Here is a 21,633-nt window from a genome sequence, read left to right as displayed (position 1 = left end):
GGGGTTAGTTTTAACGGGGGTCATCGCGCTGGTTCGCTGTATAAAATGGCTTGTGACAATAATGAGTCGGGTAACGTCTGTTTAATGGCGTTTAATTGCTTAAGATTGGACCACAGTTGAAAATTACGGTTGGGCACCACAGGTAAACGCTCTACAGGCATGCCATTTAAAATGGCTTTGGCCGTTTGTGCCGCCCAAGCGCCCTGTTCGTAGGGCGATTTTAAAATACCTAAACTTACATAAGGCATCATCCAATTGTGCTCGGCAAAGCTAAGTTTTTGGCTGTTAACGAGGGTAAACGCTAAATTGTCTGCGTGGTTCCAATTTTTAAACGCCACGGTATTGCCTAAAAACACCAAATCCACGTGTGGGTCGTTGTGAATTTTTAGATACATGGCTCGCCATTCTTCTTGGTTAGCCACAGTGTAAATTGTGTAGGGCGTACCCATTCTTTTCATAACTCTATGAAACGTTAAGGCGTCTTTTTCAGCCGTGGTGCCCAGGGTATTTAAATAAGCTACGTGAGTTTTAGCTGGGTTAATGCTAAATAAGAGTTTAAGCAGCTGGCCTACTGGCGAGTATTCCACCATGCCAGTTGCATTGCTGTAGGGCAGGTCATACACTGCACCACCGTTATTAAGTCCACAAAATACAAACGGAATTCTATGGTCGCGAAAATACGGTTGTAAAACGTATTTAACCGCGTCGTCGTCCGATACAATGACCACATTAGGTTGTTCGCGTTCAATAAAATCTTTGGCTTGTTCGCCACGTTGTGTGAGGCTTTCAGTGCTTAAGGTGTTTTGGGTGTTCATGTAAAATGTTTTAAGTTGGCAGGCCTGGTTAAGGTGTTGCGAAAGTGCCGCATCAATGCCATCTTGCCACTCATAACCGATCTTGTAAGAGGCGATGTGTACGCACACTGCTTGAGAAGAATTGGTATTGTTATTGGAGTTGGCTAACGCCGATTTTGAGCTTAGCACGCTAAACACTGTAAGCAGTAAAAGGCTTAAAACTCGCCAGGTCTGCAGCGAGCTGACCGGTAAGCTAATAAAATGAGTGGTATGCATTATCCGTCTAGTCATAAAAAAAACTGATATAAAATGTGTTAACCTTGTTTTTCGCACTGTAATTACCTGGTCACGATGGTTGTTTAGCGTTTAACTGCAAGGCTAATAAAAGACGGTTGCAACGGTCTTATTGACAAAATTGTGTGTTACAAAGCATATTGGCTTAAAAAAATAACCGTATTTCAGGATAGAATAACACGCATTAATTTAACCAACCATTAGCGTTTATATGTGTTTAGTAACGTTTAAAGGTTTTATAAGTATACATTATGAGACTTTTGCGCAAAGGTTTCATCATATCAATATAAATTTATAAATTTAGAGACCTTTGCACGAGTGAATGCAAAGGTCTCTTAGTAAACTAAAAGGACGTTACTGTGAACATGGCACAAACTAATAGACTGTTTATTTCAAATGCTACGTTGGTTAACGAACATAAAACTTGGGTGGCCGATGTATTGGTGCAAGATGGCCGTATTGTAAAAATTGCTCAACACATTGAATTTGAAGCCGGTGACGATGATCAAATTATTGATGCGACGGGCTTATTTTTAATTCCGGGCATGATTGACGATCAAGTACACTTTAGAGACCCAGGGCTTACTCAAAAAGGCGATATTTCTACCGAGTCTAAAGCGGCTTTGGTTGGGGGTATTACCGCTTTTATGGACATGCCCAATGTGAAGCCAACCACCACCACAATTGAGAATTTAGAGGCCAAATACCAAATTGGCGCGCAAAAATCGTGGATAAACTATTCGTTTTATTTTGGTGCCACCAACGACAATGTTGAAGAGCTAAAACAAGTTAATCCACGCAACGTGTGTGGGGTAAAGGTGTTTATGGGTGCGTCAACCGGCAATATGTTGGTTGACCGCGAGCAAGCTTTGCGCGACATATTTACCCACAGCCCCACGTTAATCGCCACGCATTGCGAAGACACGCCCATGATTCAAGCGCAAGAGGCTGTTTATCGTCAACAATACGGTGACGACATTCCTGCGTTTGAGCATCCCAATATTCGTTGCAGAGAGGCTTGTTACAAATCATCGTCCATGGCGATTGAATTGGCCAAAGAAACCGGGGCTAATTTGCATGTGTTACACATTACCACGGCCGAAGAGTTGGCGTTGTTTGAGCCAGGCCCGGTCGAAGGCAAAAAAATTACCGCTGAAGCCTGTGTGCATCATTTGTGGTTTAGCGAAGAAGATTACGCCACTTCTGGGCATTTAATTAAGTGCAATCCAGCCATTAAAAAACAGTCGGATAGAGACGCCATTCGCCAAGCAGTTCGCGAAGGCCGTATTGACATTATTGCAACGGATCACGCACCCCACACTCAGGCTGAAAAAGCCAATACTTACTTTAGTGCCCCCGCCGGTTTGCCGCAGGTTCAGCAGGCCGTAGTGGCATTGCTTGATATGGTGCACGACGGTGTATTTGACATAGAAACCATTGTGCAAAAAATGGCGCACAACGTGGCTATTCGCTATCAAATTGAAGACCGTGGGTTTATTCGTGAAGGGTATTGGGCCGATTTAGTGCTGGTGGACATGAATAAGCCGCATGTGGACGATAAAGCGCATAACTTGTATAAGTGTCAGTGGTCACCCTGGGAAGGTCATACCTTTAAATCAACGGTGGTAAGCACCATTGTGTCAGGTCAATTAAAATATCACCAAGGGCAGTTTGCCGATTTTACGCCAGGGCAAAGAATGTTGTTTAATCGTTAATCTCGTGTATCAATACGTTATATTTTTAGAGATCTTTGCACGTGTGCAAAGGTCTCTTTTAGGCTTTAAAGGTCTTAAAAATCTTAAAGGATTGCTTTATGTCTAATGCTTCTTTGGCGACAACGCCTGCCGTATTTATGGGTCGGCAACCCATTTTAGATCGCCACATGCAAGTCTTTGCCTACGAGTTGTGTTTTTACAGTGGCGATGTACCCAGTGCACAATCTACTCAGGAAATTGCCGACTTAATGCAGCAGGCGTACGCGCAAATGGGCTTTGCCTTGATGGCCGGATCGCCAACGCAAACGGCGTTTTTAAACGTGCCTAAAGAGCTGCTAACGCCCGAACATTTGGCGTGTTTTGGCGAGTCGCACGCCCATCAAATGGTGTTGCAAATTCCCAATACGGTCAGTAAAGACATTGAGGTGCTTAAAAATTTAAAAACGCTAAAAGCCCAAGGTCATGCTGTGGCGTTAAGCGATTTTAATGGCGAAGCAACGAGCATTAAACTGGCCAGTATCAGCGAATTTGCAAAAATTAACAGTGAATTGCAAAGCGAGTTGCAACTTAAAACCATGTTGGATACCCTGCACGCTCGCGGCGTAAAGGTCATTGCCGAAAAGGTCGAAACTGAAGAGCGGTTTGAGTTTTTTAAAAAACTAGGCTTTGATTATTTTCAAGGCTATTTTTTTACCAAACCCATTATGCGTGAAAACCATGTGCTCTCAGGCAATCAACTTACTTTGCTGCAATTGTTGGCCAAGGTTAACGATCCTAATACCGATTTTGTTGAACTGTCCAATATTATTAAGCACGATGTTGGCTTGAGTCATAAATTGTTAGTGGCCATTAATCATCCGGCCACCCAAATACCGGTGCAAGTCCACACCGTGGCCGATGGGTTAAAATACATGGGGCTTAAACGGTTAAAGTTTTGGGTTAATATGCTTATGCTGTCGGGCATGGAAGGTGTGCCAGCCGAGTTGTTGATTAGCTCGTTAGCACGCGCTAAATTTTGCGAGTTGTTGGCCGAATCGACAGGCTTATCACGCGACAAAGACAGCTATTTTTTAGTGGGTTTGTTTTCTAATTTAGACGGGTTTTTTAAAGTGCCCATGCAAACTGTTTTACAGCAATTGCCATTGGGTGAAGTGCTGCGTGAGTCGTTATTAACCAAAAAAGGTGCAATGGGTGAGGCTATTAATGTGCTTGAAGCCCTTGAACTTGCCAACCATCCCATAGAACAGCTCACTTACAATGCACTTACAATTAGCGATTTAAGCAGTCGTTTTATGTCAGCCAATGTTTGGGCTCATCAAGTTGTTTCGGGTTAAAGTTTACCCCTTCATTTTTTGCCAATAATTTAGGCACTTCTATTAACCTCAGAATCAATCTGGGGTTATAGAGGTGTCCTTTAATTGTGCACAGTTATTTTTTATTTAAAAGGTCATCCTAATATGGTCATGCAATCCATCAATCCCGCAAACGACACTCTTTTGGGCGAATTTGAAACCTGGGATTCTGAAATTTTAGACGACGTGATTACTCAAGCCGGCTATATGTTTAGCGACTGGTCTAAGCTCACGCCCATTGAAGATCGTTGCACCATGATAAAACGCGTGGCCGATGTGCTGCGCGACGACAGCGATTTACTGGCCGAGCTTATTACCCTAGAAATGGGTAAAACCTTTGTTGAGGCCAGCGCCGAAATTGAAAAATGCGCCATGTTGTGCGAGTTTTACGCTGAAAACGGCCCGGGCTTTTTAGCCGACGAGCCGGTTGAAACCCACGCCAAAAAAAGTTACGTCGCCTATTTGCCATTGGGCGTTATTTTAGGGGTTATGCCGTGGAACTACCCATTTTGGCAAGTGTTTCGATTTGCCGTGCCCGCGCTTATTGCCGGCAATACAGCGGTATTAAAGCACGCTTCTAATGTGCCACAATGCGCCTTGGCTTTAGAAGAAGTCTTTAGAAAAGCCGGTTTTCCAGACTACATTTTTACCAGTTTGATGATTACCTCAGAGCAGGTTGAAAGCGTTATTCGTCACCCGTTTGTAAAAGGCGTGGCGTTAACCGGCAGTGAACATGCTGGGCGCACGGTGGCGAGCATTGCCGGTTCGGAGCTTAAAAAAGTGGTGTTGGAATTGGGCGGGTCAGACGCGTTTATTGTGCTGGACGACGCCGACATAAACGCGGCCATTAAAGCCGCGATGACCGGACGCTTTCAAAACATGGGGCAAAGTTGCATTGCCGCCAAACGTTTTATTGTCGATCAAACGCTTTGTGAAGGCTTTATTGAGCAATTTAAAACCGCCATCGAAAACCATTTTGTGGCCGGCGACCCTATGGACAAAACCACCACTTTGGCACCTATGGCGCGGCAAGATTTACTGGACGAACTGCACGAGCAAGTCATGGAATCGGTTGATTTGGGTGCGGTGATTGTCACTGGCGGTTATCAGTTGGATCGCCCTGGGTATTATTATGCGCCGACCATTTTAACCAACGTTAGCAGTAATATGCCCGCCTACAACGAAGAGTTTTTTGGCCCGGTGGCCATTGTTATTAAAGCCACCGAACCTGCACACGCCTTGGGTATTGCCAATGCGGTGGACTTTGGTTTGGCGGGTTCGATTTGGACCCGTGATATGGCCACCGCCGAAACCATGGCGCGCGGCATGGAATCGGGCGCAACGTTTATTAACAGTTACAGTTTTTCAGATCCGCGCATGCCTTTTGGTGGGGTTAAAAATTCGGGTTACGGTCGTGAATTGGCGCAACACGGTATTCGCGAGTTTACCAACATTAAAGCCATTTGGATTAAGTAAACTCTGCGTTAAGTCGTCTTTAATTAAGCAAGTTTACGTTAAGCAAGGTGTACTCCATGATGACTCTGTTTTTAAAAACCCTAGCCGACTTAAAAGAGCCGGCTATTTTATGGCGTTTGTTTGTGCCGTTACTGGCCGCCATAGTCTTGGTGTCGTTAATGGGCTACGGATTTTTTGGGGTGTTCTTATTAAGTGATGTCTTTACTCAAAGCCCAGCGGTTACGGAGTTTTATGCATGGTCAAGCCAAGCTGAACAAACGATTGGCGCGATTCCGCTGGTAGGCGGGGTGCTGTTGTGGACGCTTGGCATAGTGGTGGCGGTGATTGCGGGTGTGCTGGGATTGTTGTTGGGCAGTTATTTAATTTTGCTGTTTGCGATGATTATCACCGGTTTTATGACCGACAGCTTAGTTAAAGCGGTGCACGATAAACATTATCCGCACACGGCTTATCATGGCCATGGCTCGATGCTGGGCATGTTATGGAAAATGCTCAAATTTGGTTTGTTACTGCTGCTGCTGTTTTTGGTCACCATTCCCATGCTGTTTATTCCGTTGATTAACGTGGTGTGGTTTGGACTGTTGGGGTTTGTGTTTTTTAGATACGCGCTGGTATTAGACGTAGGGCAGGTGATTTTGCCCAAAAAGCAGTTTATAAAACTGCAACCCTTAACCAACTGGACACCAACCTTAACGCTGGCAGGCTTTTTTGGGCTAAGTTTAATGCCGTTGTTCAGCCTGTTTGCCCCCGTGTTGGCGGTGATTGCCTTAGCGCATTATTTTTTTGATGCGCTATCACAACAACCGCAACCGTTGGTTGATGCGTGTGTTAATAAAGTAAGTGATTAATAGGTAATTGGTCAGTGGTTAAAAGACATGACGCTAAAAAAAGTGACCAGGCCTGATCAGATGAGGTTTAACCAGGCCTGGTTAAGTGTAAAAGTGTGTTTATTTAAAACTGCCGCCGGTAATTTCGCGGTAAATGTGTTGCGCGTTGTTGGGGGCGGCTTGGTCAAATACGGGGCGATCTTTGTACATAGATTGATCGACCAATAACGCTTGTTCTTCAGTGCCATTGGCGTCGACAATTTTTTGAATTTGGGTGTGCATATAGTCTAAATAATCGTACATTTGTCGTTTGCCCGTGGCCATGTCAGTGGGCGTACCGTGGCCGGGCACTACAATAGTGTCGGCAGGTATTTCATCGAGCATGCGTTTGTATGAGGCTTTCCAGGCAAACGAGTCGGTGTAGGCAAAAAACACCGGCATGCGTTCGTTAAAGCCCAAATCGCCAGTTAAAATCACCTTTTTAGACGGCACATACACGCTGGTGGACGCGGGGGTGTGTCCTGGGCCAAAGTCTTTTAATATCACGGTTTCGCCGCCGCCAACGTCAATGGTCAGCTCGTTGTCGTAGGTGGTAAATTTATCGGATACATCGCGAGCGGTTTTGGTAATGTCACGACCCACGCGTGACGCCCATTCTTCTTTTATTTCGGCATAGCCTTCGTGAAATTGTTGGTTGGCCAGCGTGCTGGAATACAGATTTTTAACCCCAACATCCACCCAATAACTGGCGCCTAAATAGGCGTGGCCTTGGCTGTTTTCAACGGCAACCCATTTAACGGGTTTATCGGTAACGCGTTTAATTTGCTTGTGCAATGAGTAGGCGATGGCTGGGTTTGCACCGGCATTAAACACAAATACGCCGTCTTTAAAAATCATAAAACTCAGGTTGTTGTTTAAACCAAAATTGTCTGGGGTGTGCCAAATCATACTGCCCACCACGGTGTACACGTCATCGGTGACGTTAATGGCTTTGGGAATGGCGAGTTCTTTACCAATATAACCGACCGAACGTTCGGTTTTAAAGACATCGTCGGCGTAGGCTTCGGCCGATTTTTTTAAAATGCCACTGCTAGAATTGACTTCATTGGCGTAGGTTTTAAAGCTTTTAATGTAGGGGTCTTCTTCGCTGGCACTGGCGGCTACGGCGTTAACACTGTTTAGTAATAAACCGCTGAGTAAGGCTAAGGATAAAGCGGTTTTTTTAAAGACGCGGTGCGGGCGATGAGATGGGCTTTGGATGTTTAATTTAAGGTTTATTTTAAGGTTCATTTAAAGGCTCTCCTCGTTGAAAGAACCTTTATCGTAGCATGTTTAACCGGCGTTCATTATCACTAAGTTCTATCAAGGGTATTAGAATTTTTATGCTCGTAAACGTCAAAAATGGTGATGGCCATGGCGGCAATAACGGGGCCAAAAAACAGGCCAATTACGCCAAAATGAATTAATCCGGCAAAGGTTGACAGCACGGTAATCAGCGTGTGATTGGCGACATCAAAGCTGTCGGCACTTGAGCCGATTAAGCGGGTGATTTTTTTAATCATCATCGGGCGCATAATGTTGTCAATGATAAACCCGGTTACCACTACGCCCCAAAACGTTAAGATGGCGGCGGTAACATAATCGCCTTGCACCACGGCGTACACCGTTAAGGGTACCCACACCAACGCCGCGCCCACAATGGGGATAAACGACGCTACGGCAATGGCCATGCCAATGAACAGGCCTGGTAAACCCAAAATCCAGGCCACAATGGCAAACGACACGCCTTGCAAAAGGGCGATGCCTAATACGCTTAAGGTCAGCACCGAGGAAAGATTGGTAAAACGGGTCATAATCATCTGATCGTAGTAGTTTTCAAGCGGCGATAAAATTTTAATGTGGTTGGCGATAGTATGGCCATCACGGTAAAAAAAGAACAACGCAAACACCGATAACCCTAAAAAAGTAATAAACGAAGACGTGCTGCCAATCACCCCTTCAAGTAAGAAAATGGTGGCTTTTTGGGCAAACTCAATCATCTTTTCAGAGTTGGCTTTAAGCTGTTCAAGCGCGTTGATTTGCGCCGATTCACTCAGTGGAAGATACGCCAACAACGTTTGGTTAAGCTGGGCTAAACTTTCGGGGTTTTGCGTGCTTAACCAGGCCTGGGCACTATTGTACAAATGACCCACTTGCAAGCTGGCTTCAATCAGCAAGTAGGTTACGGGTGCTATAACGCCCACAAACACCAACGTGCTCATGGCCGAGGCCGCTAAGGTGGTTGAGCCGTTAAAGCGCGGCAACAATTTTTGGTAAAGACTGTAACTGGCGGTGGCCAAAATCATCGCAAAAAACAGCGCCTCTAAAAACGGCGAAAACAGCCAAATTAATCCGGCGACGGCCGCCAGCAGTAAAAGAATTAAAAATCCCTCTTCATGGGAGCGATTTGCAAGCATAATTAGACCCTCGTTAACGTGTGCAATTGTGCAAGGAGTTTACCTTAATATGAATACCGATATTTCAGAAGTCATCATTCGCCCAGAAGGTTCGTTACAAATTTTGTCGTATAAAGAGGCTGAACAGTTGTGTGATGTGTCGGCCAGCGGCTTAAACGACCTGTTGCGCCAGTGCGCTTTGGCGGTGCTTAACACCGGCGCCAAAGAGGATAACGGCTTGGCGTTATTGCAAAAATATCACGATTTTGACATTAAGGTGGCCGTTAAAGGCCGCGGCGTGCAGTTAGTTATTAAAAATCCGCCGCGCCACGCATTTGTAGACAATCAAATGATTGTGGGGCTTAAAGAGCACCTGTTTGCGGTGATTCGCGACTTGGTATACGCACGCGACGAAATTTTAGACAATCCACAATTTAATTTAAACCACAGCCACGGCATTACCAACGCTATTTTTCACATTGCCCGCAACGCTGGATTATTGCGCGCCAACACCGTGCCCAATGTGGTGGTGTGTTGGGGCGGGCACTCCATTGGGCTCGAAGAGTACAAATACAGCAAACATTTGGGGTACGAACTGGGCTTACGCAATTTAGACGTGTGCACTGGGTGCGGCCCCGGCGCCATGAAAGGCCCGATGAAAGGCGCGGTATTAGGCCACGGCAAACAGCGTTATAAAGTGGGGCGTTACATTGGCATTACCGAACCCGGTATTATCGCCGCCGAAGCCCCCAACGCCATTGTCAACGAACTGTGTATTTTCCCCGACATCGAAAAACGCTTAGAGGCCTTTGTGCGCTTGGGTCACGGCATTGTGATTTTTCCGGGTGGGGCGGGCACCATGGAAGAGTTGCTGTATTTACTGAGTATTTTATTGCATCCGGCCAACCAGGCCTTGCCGTTTCCGGTGGTGTTAACGGGCAATGCCCAAAGCCAAACGTACTTTGAAGGCATTATGCGTTTTATAGACATTACGCTGGGCGAAGAGGCCAGTCGTTTGCTCACGGTTATGGTAGACCGTCCGCGTGATGTGGCCAGTCACATGAAAGCTTGCATGGCGCAAATCCATCAAGATCGCAAAGCCAGCAGTGACGCATATTATTACAACTGGCGATTGTTGGTGGACATTGACCAGCAAACGCCGTTTATTCCCACCCATCAGAGCATGGCCGCGCTTAACTTGCACCGTAATCAACCGGTGCATTTGTTGGCCAGTCAATTGCGCAAAGCGTTTTCGGGCATTGTGGCCGGCAATGTAAAAGCCGATGGCTTACGCGAAATTGCCCTGCACGGCCCGTTTGAACTGCACGGTGACCCAAAAATAATGGCCGAAATGGACACGCTATTGCAGAGCTTTGTTGAACAAAAACGCATGAAACTCGATGCAAGCACGTATAATCCCTGCTATAAAATTATTCGCGATTAAGCCCAGAGAGTTGTATGACATTTGAAGATTTTGACCTAGACCCCGCGCTGTTAACGGCCATTCACAAACAAGGGTACAACAAACCCACGCCCATTCAAGCGCAAGCCATTCCGGTGATGCTCGAACGCCAAGATATTTTGGCGGGTGCCGCCACCGGCACCGGCAAAACCGCCGCGTTTGTGTTGCCCGTATTGCAATATTTACTGGACGAACCCAAGCGCCCTAGCAATCCGCGCGTGCTCATGTTGGCACCGACGCGAGAACTCGCGTTTCAAATTCACAAGGTGGTGAAGCAGTTGGGTCACAACTGCAATTTCCCTTCGGTTATTCTTACCGGTGGGTTTAAGCAAGGCGAACAGATGAATCGGCTTAATGAGCCGTGCGACATTTTGGTGGCCACCCCTGGGCGTTTGCTTAAAATGATTGAAGAAGACGCGGTCGATTTAACCTATTTGGAAATCGTCATCATCGACGAGGCCGACCGCATGCTGGACATGGGTCAAGGCCCCGATGTGTTGGCGTTATTAGAAGCCACGCCCGGAAACTTTCAGGCGGGACTGTTTTCGGCCACGTTGGCGGGCACCGGTGTAGCCCGCTTTGCCGAAGAGATTTTGGACAACCCTATTGTGGTGCAAGTAGACGCACCCAATCAAAAGTCTGAGCAAATTCAGCAAGTGGTGTATTTAGCCGACGACAAAGCCCACAAACAAGCGCTGCTTGAAAACATTTTAAAAGACCCAACTTGCCAAAGCGCCATTGTATTTTGCAACAAAAAAGAGCGCGCAGTAGAGCTAACCGACTGGTTGCAATCGCGCAATGTCTCGGCACAAGTGTTGCACGGCGATTTTATTCAAGCGGTGCGCATGGATAAAATGAACAAATTTAAAAACGGCAAAATCAAAGTGCTTGTGGCCTCGGACGTGGCGGCGCGTGGACTGGACATGTTGCAAATTACTCACGTGATTAACTATGATATTCCGTTTAGAGGCGATATTTACATTCACCGCATCGGCCGCACCGGACGCGCTCAGCAAGTGGGCATTGCGGTCAACTTAGTAGAACGCCACGATCTAGTGAATTTAGAGCGCATTGAATACCATTTAAAGCTCAAATTGCCCGTCGAAAAAATCGCCGGACTTGAGCCGCACTTTAAAATGACCGACACCATCAAAAAAGTGCAAAAGAAGAAAAAAGTCAAAGTCACCCCAAGAATGGCCGCCGCCAAAAAAGCCGCTGACCTAAAAGCCGCCAAAAAGCGCATACCTAAAGTAAGACAAGAACAACCCATCATAGAAGAAGATTGGGACGACGAATAATCCCCAACGCTTTTAAAGCCTTTAAAAACACTTTAAAACCTTTTTAAAACCCACTTGACCAGGCCTGGTCAAATCGGTTTTACAGTAGTTGGAACCCAAAAAGCCGATTTAAGAATTTCTTAAATCGGCTTTTTGGTTTTTGAAGGTTCAGTTTGAAGGTTTAGATTGGCAAGTGGGAGTTTAAGCCCCTTGAAACCCGTTGTAACCAGCGGGTTCTGGTTACATTCTGTCCATCAAGTTAGGTTCGTCACGGTAGCCCTGTGGAACGCCTTTGGTGATTACGGCCACGGCGTCGTGCGGATGCAGACTTTCTAGGTGATTGATGCGCACCCAGTAATCTTGGTATTCAGGACACTGGTCAAACTGGCTTTGTAAACGGCGACCGGCGTCTTCGCAAAACATCAGGTTAGAGGCGTTTAAGCGTGCAAACTCTTGTTCGTCTTCGCGTTTTACCGCCGCTTGCACGGGGGTTTGTACGGCGTCTTCAATTTGGTTAATGAGTTTAGAGAGTTCTAAATGCTCTAATTGGTTTAATTTAACCTTAACTTGTGCGTACGACCGTTGACTGTGTGGAGTGGCGCAAATGCCTTCGGGGGTGCCGAGCCAATCCATTACCTGAGTGTAGTCGAGTGCTTTGCCCGAAAATTGGGCTTCAAACGCTTGTTGAATTAACTGGCGCGATAACGCGGCCGAGCAAGGACACGTAGACGAGTAAGGCACTTCAATGGAGACTTCGCATTCAAACTGACCGTTACGCAGTTCACCGCGCAGTGTGCTGGGGTAGTGTTTCCAGCCGCTGTTGTCGCTTTTGAGTGAGTTACGGCGTTCGTAATAATCAAATTTAAATTCCACAAACGCTTGAGTGCTTAGGGTTTGATGCGAGTCAATAAACGCCTCTAAAATGGCTTTAACGCGCAAAGGGGTTAACGGTTGTTGCGTGGCCATTTGGTCGAGCAGCAAATACAAGCGCGACATGTGAATGCCTTTGCTTAAAGGGTCGTTTAGGTCAACGTAGGCTTGGGTTTGTGAAGACAAGCGTACGCTGTTTTCGGGGTTAAGGCCTTGCTGAATTAAAATGGGGAGTTCTATCCCGCTCATGCCAACCCAGTTAAGTTTTCCCTGAGGGCTTTGGTGCGGTTGACACGCGATATCGGGCATGTGCTTGGTCATGCAATTTCCTTCGGCTAAGGTTGTTTTACTCGGTGTAACGCGATGTAAACACAACAGCGATTAAGTGATTGGCGATTTTACCAAAAAAACCCAGGTCACGTTAACTTAATACCTGACTATTTTACTAGGTTTTTATGCGGGCAGTTTGAGCGTCCAGCCGTGAGTGCGCTTATTGTTTGCAGATACAGCCAAGCAGTTGAGCTTCCAGTGCCGTGATTTCTAAGGCAACGTCGGCTGAAAAAATTAACTCTAAACGGCTGTCGGTGCGCCAGGCAATGTCGTTAAACGTGAGTTGATTATCGGCCCAATTGACCAGTTGCCATTCTAATCCTGTTTTGAGCAATCCTTTGGCGCGACTGAGTGTGGGGCTAATTTGACTAAACAGTCTTTGCAAGGCAACCCGACTAAATTGGGTCTTTGGGGTAAAGACCCAGCCAATGGATTTTAAGGTGGTTGTTTGAGTAGTATTTTGGTCGTCATGGCGATTGCCGTATTGGGCAATGCACGTTACCACTCCTGGCAGTGTGCTGGTGATTGAGCAGGCCTGGTAGGTTACGTCTTGTTGATGTTGCGGGTGCGAGTTTTGCCGTATCGCGCTGGCGGGGTTTGAGGGGTTTACCACGCCCGATAACAGTGCAAACGGTGCAACGCGGCGCATGCCCAGCACGGCGCTCAAGGGGAGTTTAAAGTTTGAGTGATTGCTTGAGTGACTGATTGCTTCATTTACCCAAACGTCGGTTTTGGGTGGGTATAAATTACTGAGTAATGTGCGTGCGTCGTGCACGGCCTCTGGGGTGCTTAAGTCGGTTTTGGTGAATAAAATGACGTCGGCCAAGGTAACCAAGTCGCGCATCACATTTGATTTTTGCCAACGTGCTTGGGTTAATTGGGCGGGCGTGATGACGCACAGAATTTTTTGCAAGGCCAATGGGCGGCTAAACGGGGTGCGGGTCAGCGTGTCAATGATTTTGGCCGGATGCCCTAAGCCGGTAGGCTCTATCCAAATGCGGTGCAGTGGCGGGGTTTTTTGGGTTGGGTTTGTTGAGTTTGTGGGGTGTAACAGTTGGTGCAACGCTTGGGTTAGGCCAAGTTGGGCGTTGCAACACACGCAACCGCCCGCTACCGAAAGCACTTGAATAGACGATTGACCAGGCCTGGTCGTTTGGTTGTTGTCGTTGGTCGTATCGGCGCTCACCGAGGCGGCGTCAATGTCAATTTCGCCAAACTCGTTAATGATGATGCCCCAGTGTTCATTTTGGGGTTTTTGGGCGATGAGCTGTTTTAACGTGGTGGTTTTGCCACTGCCCAACAATCCGGTAATCAGATGAATGGGCAGGGGCGTGGTCATGGATAACGTGGTTGCGTGCGTGAAAGTTATTTAAAAAACAACAAATCTTCACCGTCCAACAAGTCGTTTACCAAACGCTCTTTGTCGATGTTTAACCCTAAACGTTCGACCACTATTTGCGCGTCACGATACGCGTTGCCCAAACACGTGGTCGCACCGGGCGAAGGGGTCATGTTAAAAATAAGATTTTCGTTTTCGGGGTTTATGCTCGCCTCACCCAATTTAAGCACCATGTGGGTTTTATCAATCACCTGTGGGCGCAAACCGCCAATGCCGTTGGCGTATTCTAGGTCGGCCGGGGTTAAGTCCGGAATGATTTTTTGCGCGTCTTTGGCAAACATGCGGGTGCGCAACCACGGAATTTCAAACGCAAAATTTCTAAAAATGTAGTTGCGAATGGTGCGGTCTTTCATTAAATCCCAAAACACCCGCACCACTTTGCGGTCAAGCTTTAAGCTCTTCCAAAAATCCCAATAGGTGCCGCCGGTGTAACGCTCTAACTTGGGCAATACCAAGGCTGTTGGGCCTAAACGGGTTTTGCTAAGCTCCACCAAATCGGGGTCACCGTGCAGAGCGGCAAACGGCAATTTGTCGTTTTGCATAGTGTACACTTTGCCGTTAAGGGTTTTAGGAATGTAATAAAAGCTCCCCGCCATAGGCAAAATAGACAAGTCTAAACCGTGCCCCAATTGATTGGCCAGCAACAAACTGTGCGCGCCAGCCGACACCACAATAAACTGCGCCATAAAGGTGCCTTGCGGGGTGGTGAGTTCGTAATGGTCGTCAAACCGTTGAATTTTTTTAACCTCTGAGCTTAACGACACCTGAATTTCGGTGCCGTTATCGCGGGCATGATGTATAAACGATCTAGACAAATTGCCGTAATTCACCGCGCTGTATTCGTCCGTGCAACCCGACGCCAAAATCTTTTCTGGGCGCAGTTTGCCGTTTTTGTACGCCACCGCCGGTTCTACTTCGGCAATGCGCTCGGCGTCCCACAGTTCCATGTACGGAAACGCCTCGGCAAATTGGTGGTGACGTTGCTCTAACCGCGCGCATTCGTCGTCGCCCACCGCTAAAATCATTTTGGGGTATTTGTATAAAAAATCGTTCTTATCGACTGTTTTGGCGTAGTTCACCAACATATTGGCTTGGCGCTTAACAATAATGGCTTTTTCAAGCGAATAATTAGTTTCAATGTCGCCGCAATGCAGGGTTTGACTGTTGGCGCGCGCATTAGAGTTAAGCGGTGCTAACGAGCCGTATTTTTCTAAAATGGCAATGGATTTGACGTCGGTGTATTTAGATAAAATATAGGTAAGCGCGCTACCGGAAATGCCACCGCCGACAATCACCACATCAAACATTCGATTATTCATTTTTAGACTCTTTAGCATGGGTTCATTAGTAAACGCTAATTATATAAAACTTTTGCGCTCTGTGTGGCGTATAACTAAATTTAGGCTTAACCAGGCCTGGTTAAGTCTGTTTAAGCGAAAAATGTGGTTAAACAGGTTTAAGGTTTATTAAAAAACCGTTGCTTGAGGTAAACGCCTACGCCGTTGCCTAGCAGGGCAAAGACCAGCCACAGCCAGCCGTGTAAGCTGCCCGAGGCGATGCCGCTAAACAGCGCGCCAATGTTACAACCGGCCGCCATGACCGCGCCCACGCCCATAATGGTGCCGCCCATTACGCTGGCTAAAAAACCCGAGCGGGTCACTTTAACGCGCGGTGTTGGATGCAACAGCGTCACCGCAAGCGCGCCCAAAACTAATCCCACGGTGGTAAGCACTACGGGGTTTTGGTACCAAACTTGTTGCAAACGAGTGGCGTTTTCTAGGGTGTAATCCCAATAGCGCCAGTCAATGGGCAGGCTAAACAACTCTATTAATGCCGTGCCCCAATACACAAACGCGCCACTGATCGCCCACGGCGAGCCTAATACCAGCAGCAACAGCGTGTTTAATAAGGCGAGCGCTAGGCCAGCCAATAAAAAAGGGTGAAGTGTCAGTCGGCGTTTATGCGCGTTGAGTGGTGTGCTTATAAGCGGTTCAATGTGGTGATGGCGCTGGTGTTCAAGCCACAACAATCCTTTATACAGTCCAAAAAACAGCGCCAGTTGAATGACCAGGCCTGGTAATACCCCAAATGTGGTTTGAAACGCCACCGCATTTAAGGTTGGCCAACTTTGCCAGTGGGTAAAGCTAAACGCGGCTAAGGTGCCACCCACTATAATAAACAGCAAGGTAATAAACGACAGCGGTTGCAATTGTCCCACGCGATTAAGCGTGCCCGATGTGCAACCACAGCCAATTTGCATGCCAATGCCAAATAAAAACGCGCCCACCGGAACCGCTAGGCTAAGCGGTCTAATAAATCCTTGATGACTTTGTGCGCCCCAGTGGTCTAAAGGCAAAAAGGGCGCAAAGGGTTGCCAAGCCAGTATAGGGGTAAACAGCAGTACCGCCAGCGCCAGCATCCACAGCAAGGCTCTAACGCCTGCGGTGCGCTGTTGTACCATTAAATTTCTAAAACTGCTGCTAAAGCCATATTGAAAATAATTTAAACTGGCACCCAATAATCCGCCTATTAACAGTAACAAGAATGGGTAAAATGCGTCTGTCATCGTAAAAGCGCTTTTATAAAGAGTAATTAGGTATTTTAGATGGAATAAAGCAAAAAGGGATAATGTATTTTATTAAGGGTTATCCATTCATCGCCGCTTGGCAGTCATCTGCGCAATTTAATACAACTCAATACAATCCAGTCCAACCCACTACAAAGGGCGTTAACCATGAATCGTTTGCAAAATGGGGTGTTTATTACCGGCGCAGGGCAACGTATTGGCGCATTTTTGGTACAACAATTTTTAACCCACACCAATTATCCGGTGGTATTTACCTATCGCACCGCCCACCCACAAGTGGCGCAATTGCAAGCCATGGGGGCGGTGGGTATTCAGGTGGATTTTAACCAACCCCATGCCATAGAGGCGATGTTGACGCAACTGCACAACCAGGTTGACAGTTTGCGTTGTGTAATTCACAACGCCTCGCAATGGTTGAGCGACGACGATTGGCCGTTATTAAACGCCTACACCCAACTGTTTAAGGTGCACGTTGAAGTGCCTTACGCGCTTAATCAAGCGTTGCATGGGCTGTTGTTGGCCAGCTCCAGCCCGTTAAAAGACATTATTTCAATTTCGGACTTTAGTGTCGCGCGCCCCTCGGTTGACCACATTGCCTATTTGGCCAGCAAAGCCGCCATGCAATCGATGAGTAAAGGATTCGCTAAAAAATACGCCCCGCATATTAAGGTAAACGACCTAGCTCCGGCGTTAATTTTATTTAATGAAGGCGACAGTGCTGACTATAAAACCAAGCGTTTAGCGCAGTCGGCGCTGGGCATTGAGCCGGGAGCTGAGGTGGTATGGCAAGCCGTAGAGTATTTAATGAACAATAATTACACCACTGGAACCGTATTAAATTTGGACGGTGGCCGAGGTTTGATGTAATCTAAACAAATTAAAATCAGCCAGCAACCTAAGTACTCTTACCGTTGCAGGTTTTAACCTAAGAACTGTCGCAGGTTCTAACCTAAGTTATCGATTGTGTAATAACCAGGCCTGGTTACTATTAGAGACCTTTAAAATGCCTCTAAAACTACATAAACTAAACTAAGCAAGTTAGACTCATTTACAGACTCATCAAAACTCAAAAGCAGAGAAAAGCCGTGAAAAATATCGTTCCTATTTTGCGCTGGGCGCAAGCCAATGGCGAGGCTAAAATCATCGATCGAATTTTAGTTACTTTACTGCCCCAGTTTTTAAACGCAGGTTTAAAGTTGACCCCAGAAGACATTACTAATGCCCAGGTGATTGATGTGCCGGCTGAACTATATCAACAGGTGTTAAGCACCGCTCAAGACCTGGTTGGCCAGTCTTTTAAGTAGTGTTATGCGAGGTTATTATGTTTGATATTCACCAATACACGTTTGACGAACAGCACAACGCTCTGGACATTGGCGGCGAGGCAATGGTTTTTCACTGTCACCATTATATTAATTATTTGCAACGCTCTATTTTAGACGCCCACTATATTGACAGCGAACCCTTTTTAATAGGTTCGGCCGCCGATGCGGTTTACCACCAGTTAACCCAGTTGTGTGCAGGGTTAGACGAAAATCAATCCAAGCAAATGGCGCAAGACGTTTACAAAGCCTTTGGTTATGGCTTAATTGATTTATCCACGCTCAATGCCGAAGGCATTGAATTGATTACCTATAAATCATTTTTTTCTAAAACCTGGTTAATGAAGTTTGGTAAAGCTATAAAGCCAGTCGATTATTACACGCGCGGTTATTTAGCCGCTGTTTACGCAGTGATTTACCAAGTGCCGTTGGCGCAGGTTACCGCACAGCAAACCATGTGCATGGCCTGCGGAGACGCCTTTAATACCCATAAAATTTCACGCGCACACAGTCCTCAAACAGGCAACTTTGCCACCTATCCACCCAAAGCACCCACACGCTTTGTAGAGGTGCCAAAACAATCGTTAAATTGGGAGCATGAAGCCACTATTACCCAAGCATTTTTGGGCGCGCACGCCCATTTTGTGGGCAATGAAGAAGGCTATATTTCCGCGTTTGGCGTGTATTTAGTTCGCAATCAAAGTGATTATGTAAACCGCTTGCAGTTTGAATTTATGCGCGCCATGAGCGATGTGGCGGGTGAATACGGTGAAACTTTAGCGTCCGAACTGCTGTTAGAAGCCGGTCACGCGTGTGGGTTTTTTACCTACGCCGGAATTATGACGTCAGAAGAGTGGCGCATGGCCGTTAAGCCGTATTTACATTCTAAAGAAGACTGGGTAAAAGGCTTAGCCGCATTAATTAATACCATGGGTTGGGGCTATCACACGGCGGTAGAATTATCGCCAGAACGCGCGGTATTTCGTAACTACAACGACTTTGAAGATTTAAGTTATCAACGCATGTACGGCCAAAGTACCTACCCAGTGCATTGGGCTAACAGCGGCGGTTTTACTGGTTTAATGCAACTTATTTACAGCACTCGTTTGGTAGAAGGCGAACGCATTGACTCCGAAGAAGGCTTTAGACAAATGCGCCGCTCAACGGCTAAATACCAAACTAAAATGACCAAAAGCATCGCCATGGGCGACGATTATTTAGAAGTAGAAGTGTTTTTATAATGCCTTACCAAATTGATGCGCTTAATCAAATTTATCAACAACTTTACCAGCTCTGGAGCCGGGTAAATGAGCAAAGCCAAGTTGAAGAAATGTATGCGTTGGCCATTGATTTTACCCGCACGCAGTTAGGGTTTGAACGGTGTTTAATTTTTGTACACGACGACCGCAGCGGTTTGTTTAAAGTGCATTCGCACGGTGGGTATGAAAACACCGCACAGCAAAAAATATTACCCATAATTAACCTATTGTTGTCGGGCGAAATCATTGAGTCTTTGCGTCTAAGCCAACAAGCCATTACTCACACTTCTAGCGAACCGGTGTTAATGGCGCAAAAGTTTTTAAGCTCGTTGGGGTTGCAAGAAGCGCACTTGCAATTGTTTGCCGGCGATCAAGAAGCGCCTTATGGCTTAATTGTTGTGGGCAACAGCGCGCCTAATCCAACGCGCTGTGTGGCCAATCCTGTGTTAAAAACTTGTGTGATGAATTTAATTTCTAGCCTATCGCACGCGGTAAACAACGCGCACTTTTACCAGGCCTGGTCACTCGAAAAATCCAGTTTAAATGAAAATATTGCCATTCGAACCCAAGAACTCTTAGAGCAAAAAAACAGTTTTGAAGCCATTTACAGCAGCGCAAAAGACGGCATTGCTATTTTAGACGTGCACACAACCGCCTTTTTAGACGCCAATCCAGCGTATTTAGAGTTAACAGGGTTTAGTTTGGTCGAGCTCAAACGCACCAGTTGCATTAGCTTAACGCGTCCAGAAGATCTTGATATTACCTATCAAGCCATTGATGCTGTGATGGATTTAGGCTTTGTTAAAGACCTTATTAAAACCTGTTTGGTTAAAGACCAAAAAGAAATTGTGGTTAACATGGCCATGGTTTTAATGAGCGATAAACAACGCATTTTAGTAACCGCTAAAGACATGACGCAACGTATTGGTTTAGAGCAAGAGTTGCTAAGAGCCAAAAATTTAGCCGAACAAGCCACGCAAGAACTTAACGTTAGAAACCAAGAGCTCGAAAATTTTGCCGATAGCCTAGAGCAAAAAGTGGCATTGCGCACCCAAGAACTGGCTTGCGCCTTGCAAAAAGCCCAAGCCGCCACCGTGGCCAAAAGTGAATTTTTGGCCACCATGAGTCACGAAATAAGAACCCCCATGAACGGCGTATTAGGCATGTCAAACCTGCTTATGGATACGCCGTTAAGCCCAGAGCAACGTCATTATGTAGACGTGTTGCAAAGCAGTGGGCAAACTCTGCTGAGCATTATTAATGACGTGTTGGATTTTTCTAAAATAGAAGCCGGCAAGTTAGAATTAGAACAGGTCGCCTTTGATGCGCACCAGTTATTTAACGAGCTTTACAGTATTTTTTCACTGCAAGCCAAGCAAAAAGATTTGGCGTTTAGTGTGCATTATCCGCCTGATTTTCCTCAATTTTTACAAGGCGATGCAACGCGCATTAAACAAGTCTTTTTTAATTTACTGTCCAACGCCATCAAGTTTACACATCAAGGCGCGGTCACGCTTAAGGTTGAGCAAGACAACGCTAAAAACCGTTTTCATGCCACCGTAAGCGACACCGGAATTGGCTTATCGGCCTGCGCCATTGATAAATTATTTAAACCCTTTAGCCAAGCCGACGCCTCTATTACCCGCAAATACGGTGGCACAGGATTGGGGTTGATTATTTGTCAAAAACTGGCTGAACTGATGCAAGGAACCATTTGGATTGACAGCACCGAGCACGTTGGTTCAACGTTTCATTTTACGTTTTTTGCTCAAGCCACCGAGATCACCAGGCCTGGTCAATACGTCAGCACGCCCAATACTCAATCGTTAAGTCATTTAAGCGTGTTATTGGTAGAAGACAACTTAATTAATCGCATGCTGGCCAGTAAGTTGTTAGAAAAAATTGGGGTAACGGTTGACACCGCCAACGATGGTCTAGAAGCCCTAATTGCCGTTAATGCGCGTGATTACGATGTTATTTTAATGGACATGCAAATGCCCAATATGGACGGACTTACCGCCACGCGAGAGATTCGTAAGCTGTCTATTAAACAGCCCAAAATCATTGCGCTTACCGCCAACGCGTTTTCCGACGATCAGGCGGCCTGCAAAGCCGCGGGTATGGATGACTTTTTAAGCAAACCCATTGATGTAAAGCGATTATTTAATGCCATCCTAAATGCGGATTCGGATAGAATAGCCGCCACAAATTTGCCTTAATAGAGGCACGTATTT

17 protein-coding genes are annotated in these 21,633 nt (G+C 46.4%); 10 read left to right on the top strand and 7 right to left on the bottom strand.

Going from position 1 to position 21,633, the window contains the following annotated elements; translation table 11 throughout:
• Positions 1-20 precede the first annotated feature (20 nt).
• On the bottom strand, positions 21-1,070 hold the full coding sequence (locus EP181_RS09375) for an ABC transporter substrate-binding protein (protein WP_172959737.1): 1,050 nt from the start codon (positions 1,068-1,070) through the stop codon (positions 21-23).
• Positions 1,071-1,453: 383 nt separating this feature from the next.
• Between EP181_RS09375 and EP181_RS09370 the strand changes: the two genes are divergently transcribed.
• The 4 genes from EP181_RS09370 to EP181_RS09355 all read left to right on the top strand — a co-directional run bounded on the left by EP181_RS09370 (position 1,454) and on the right by EP181_RS09355 (position 6,479).
• Entirely contained in the window at positions 1,454-2,803 is a 1,350-nt protein-coding gene (locus tag EP181_RS09370) for a dihydroorotase (RefSeq protein WP_127471898.1), read from the top strand.
• A 98-nt stretch (positions 2,804-2,901) separates the two neighbouring features.
• Positions 2,902-4,137: an EAL and HDOD domain-containing protein gene (locus EP181_RS09365; RefSeq protein ID WP_127471398.1), complete on the top strand. Its 1,236-nt coding sequence runs from the start codon at positions 2,902-2,904 to the stop codon at positions 4,135-4,137.
• 84 nt (positions 4,138-4,221) lie between these two features.
• Positions 4,222-5,631 carry an NAD-dependent succinate-semialdehyde dehydrogenase gene (locus tag EP181_RS09360; protein ID WP_232023414.1) on the top strand — a complete coding sequence of 470 codons (1,410 nt, stop codon included), beginning with the start codon at positions 4,222-4,224 and terminating at the stop codon, positions 5,629-5,631.
• A gap of 56 nt (positions 5,632-5,687) precedes the next feature.
• Entirely contained in the window at positions 5,688-6,479 is a 792-nt protein-coding gene (locus EP181_RS09355) for an EI24 domain-containing protein (protein ID WP_232023413.1), read from the top strand.
• A 99-nt stretch (positions 6,480-6,578) separates the two neighbouring features.
• On the opposite strand, the gene EP181_RS09350 is transcribed toward EP181_RS09355, so the two are convergent.
• Positions 6,579-7,748, bottom strand: a complete 1,170-nt coding sequence (locus tag EP181_RS09350; RefSeq protein WP_232023412.1) for an MBL fold metallo-hydrolase — start codon at positions 7,746-7,748, stop codon at positions 6,579-6,581.
• 62 nt (positions 7,749-7,810) lie between these two features.
• A complete protein-coding gene (locus EP181_RS09345; RefSeq protein ID WP_127471397.1) occupies positions 7,811-8,914 on the bottom strand; it encodes an AI-2E family transporter in 1,104 nt (367 codons plus the stop codon).
• A 49-nt stretch (positions 8,915-8,963) separates the two neighbouring features.
• On the opposite strand from EP181_RS09345, the gene ppnN reads away from it, so the two are divergent.
• Entirely contained in the window at positions 8,964-10,337 is a 1,374-nt protein-coding gene (gene ppnN, locus EP181_RS09340) for a nucleotide 5'-monophosphate nucleosidase PpnN (RefSeq protein WP_127471396.1), read from the top strand.
• A 14-nt stretch (positions 10,338-10,351) separates the two neighbouring features.
• Positions 10,352-11,653: a DEAD/DEAH box helicase gene (locus EP181_RS09335; RefSeq protein WP_127471395.1), complete on the top strand. Its 1,302-nt coding sequence runs from the start codon at positions 10,352-10,354 to the stop codon at positions 11,651-11,653.
• Between the two features lie 219 nt (positions 11,654-11,872).
• Here EP181_RS09335 and folE2 read toward each other — a convergent pair whose 3' ends face one another.
• The 4 genes from folE2 to EP181_RS09315 form a co-directional block, all read right to left on the bottom strand.
• A complete protein-coding gene (folE2, locus tag EP181_RS09330) occupies positions 11,873-12,823 on the bottom strand; it encodes a GTP cyclohydrolase FolE2 (RefSeq protein ID WP_127471394.1) in 951 nt (316 codons plus the stop codon).
• Between the two features lie 169 nt (positions 12,824-12,992).
• The gene (locus EP181_RS09325; RefSeq protein ID WP_127471393.1) at positions 12,993-14,171 is read right to left on the bottom strand and encodes a CobW family GTP-binding protein; all 1,179 of its coding nucleotides are present in this window, start codon (positions 14,169-14,171) and stop codon (positions 12,993-12,995) included.
• A 26-nt stretch (positions 14,172-14,197) separates the two neighbouring features.
• Positions 14,198-15,550 carry an FAD-dependent oxidoreductase gene (locus EP181_RS09320; RefSeq protein ID WP_127471392.1) on the bottom strand — a complete coding sequence of 451 codons (1,353 nt, stop codon included), beginning with the start codon at positions 15,548-15,550 and terminating at the stop codon, positions 14,198-14,200.
• A gap of 137 nt (positions 15,551-15,687) precedes the next feature.
• Entirely contained in the window at positions 15,688-16,797 is a 1,110-nt protein-coding gene (locus tag EP181_RS09315; RefSeq protein ID WP_127471391.1) for a YeeE/YedE family protein, read from the bottom strand.
• A 168-nt stretch (positions 16,798-16,965) separates the two neighbouring features.
• Here EP181_RS09315 and folM point away from each other — a divergent pair, with 168 nt between their 5' ends.
• The 4 genes from folM (at position 16,966) to EP181_RS09295 (ending at position 21,618) form a co-directional block, all read left to right on the top strand.
• Entirely contained in the window at positions 16,966-17,685 is a 720-nt protein-coding gene (gene folM / locus EP181_RS09310) for a dihydromonapterin reductase (protein WP_127471390.1), read from the top strand.
• A 218-nt stretch (positions 17,686-17,903) separates the two neighbouring features.
• Positions 17,904-18,122 carry a hypothetical protein gene (locus tag EP181_RS09305; RefSeq protein ID WP_127471389.1) on the top strand — a complete coding sequence of 73 codons (219 nt, stop codon included), beginning with the start codon at positions 17,904-17,906 and terminating at the stop codon, positions 18,120-18,122.
• Positions 18,123-18,139: 17 nt separating this feature from the next.
• A complete protein-coding gene (locus EP181_RS09300) occupies positions 18,140-19,381 on the top strand; it encodes a hypothetical protein (RefSeq protein WP_127471388.1) in 1,242 nt (413 codons plus the stop codon).
• Complete coding sequence (locus EP181_RS09295) at positions 19,381-21,618, top strand: ATP-binding protein (protein WP_127471387.1); 2,238 nt, start codon at positions 19,381-19,383, stop codon at positions 21,616-21,618. The genes EP181_RS09300 and EP181_RS09295 overlap by 1 nt, the downstream gene beginning before the upstream one ends.
• Positions 21,619-21,633: the final 15 nt, after the last annotated feature.

The sequence above is a fragment of the Thiomicrorhabdus aquaedulcis genome (assembly GCF_004001325.1).
GTDB classification, from domain to species: domain Bacteria; phylum Pseudomonadota; class Gammaproteobacteria; order Thiomicrospirales; family Thiomicrospiraceae; genus Thiomicrorhabdus; species Thiomicrorhabdus aquaedulcis.
The sequence above is the reverse complement of the archived record's forward strand: the minus strand, read 5'-3'. Positions and strand labels throughout refer to the sequence as shown.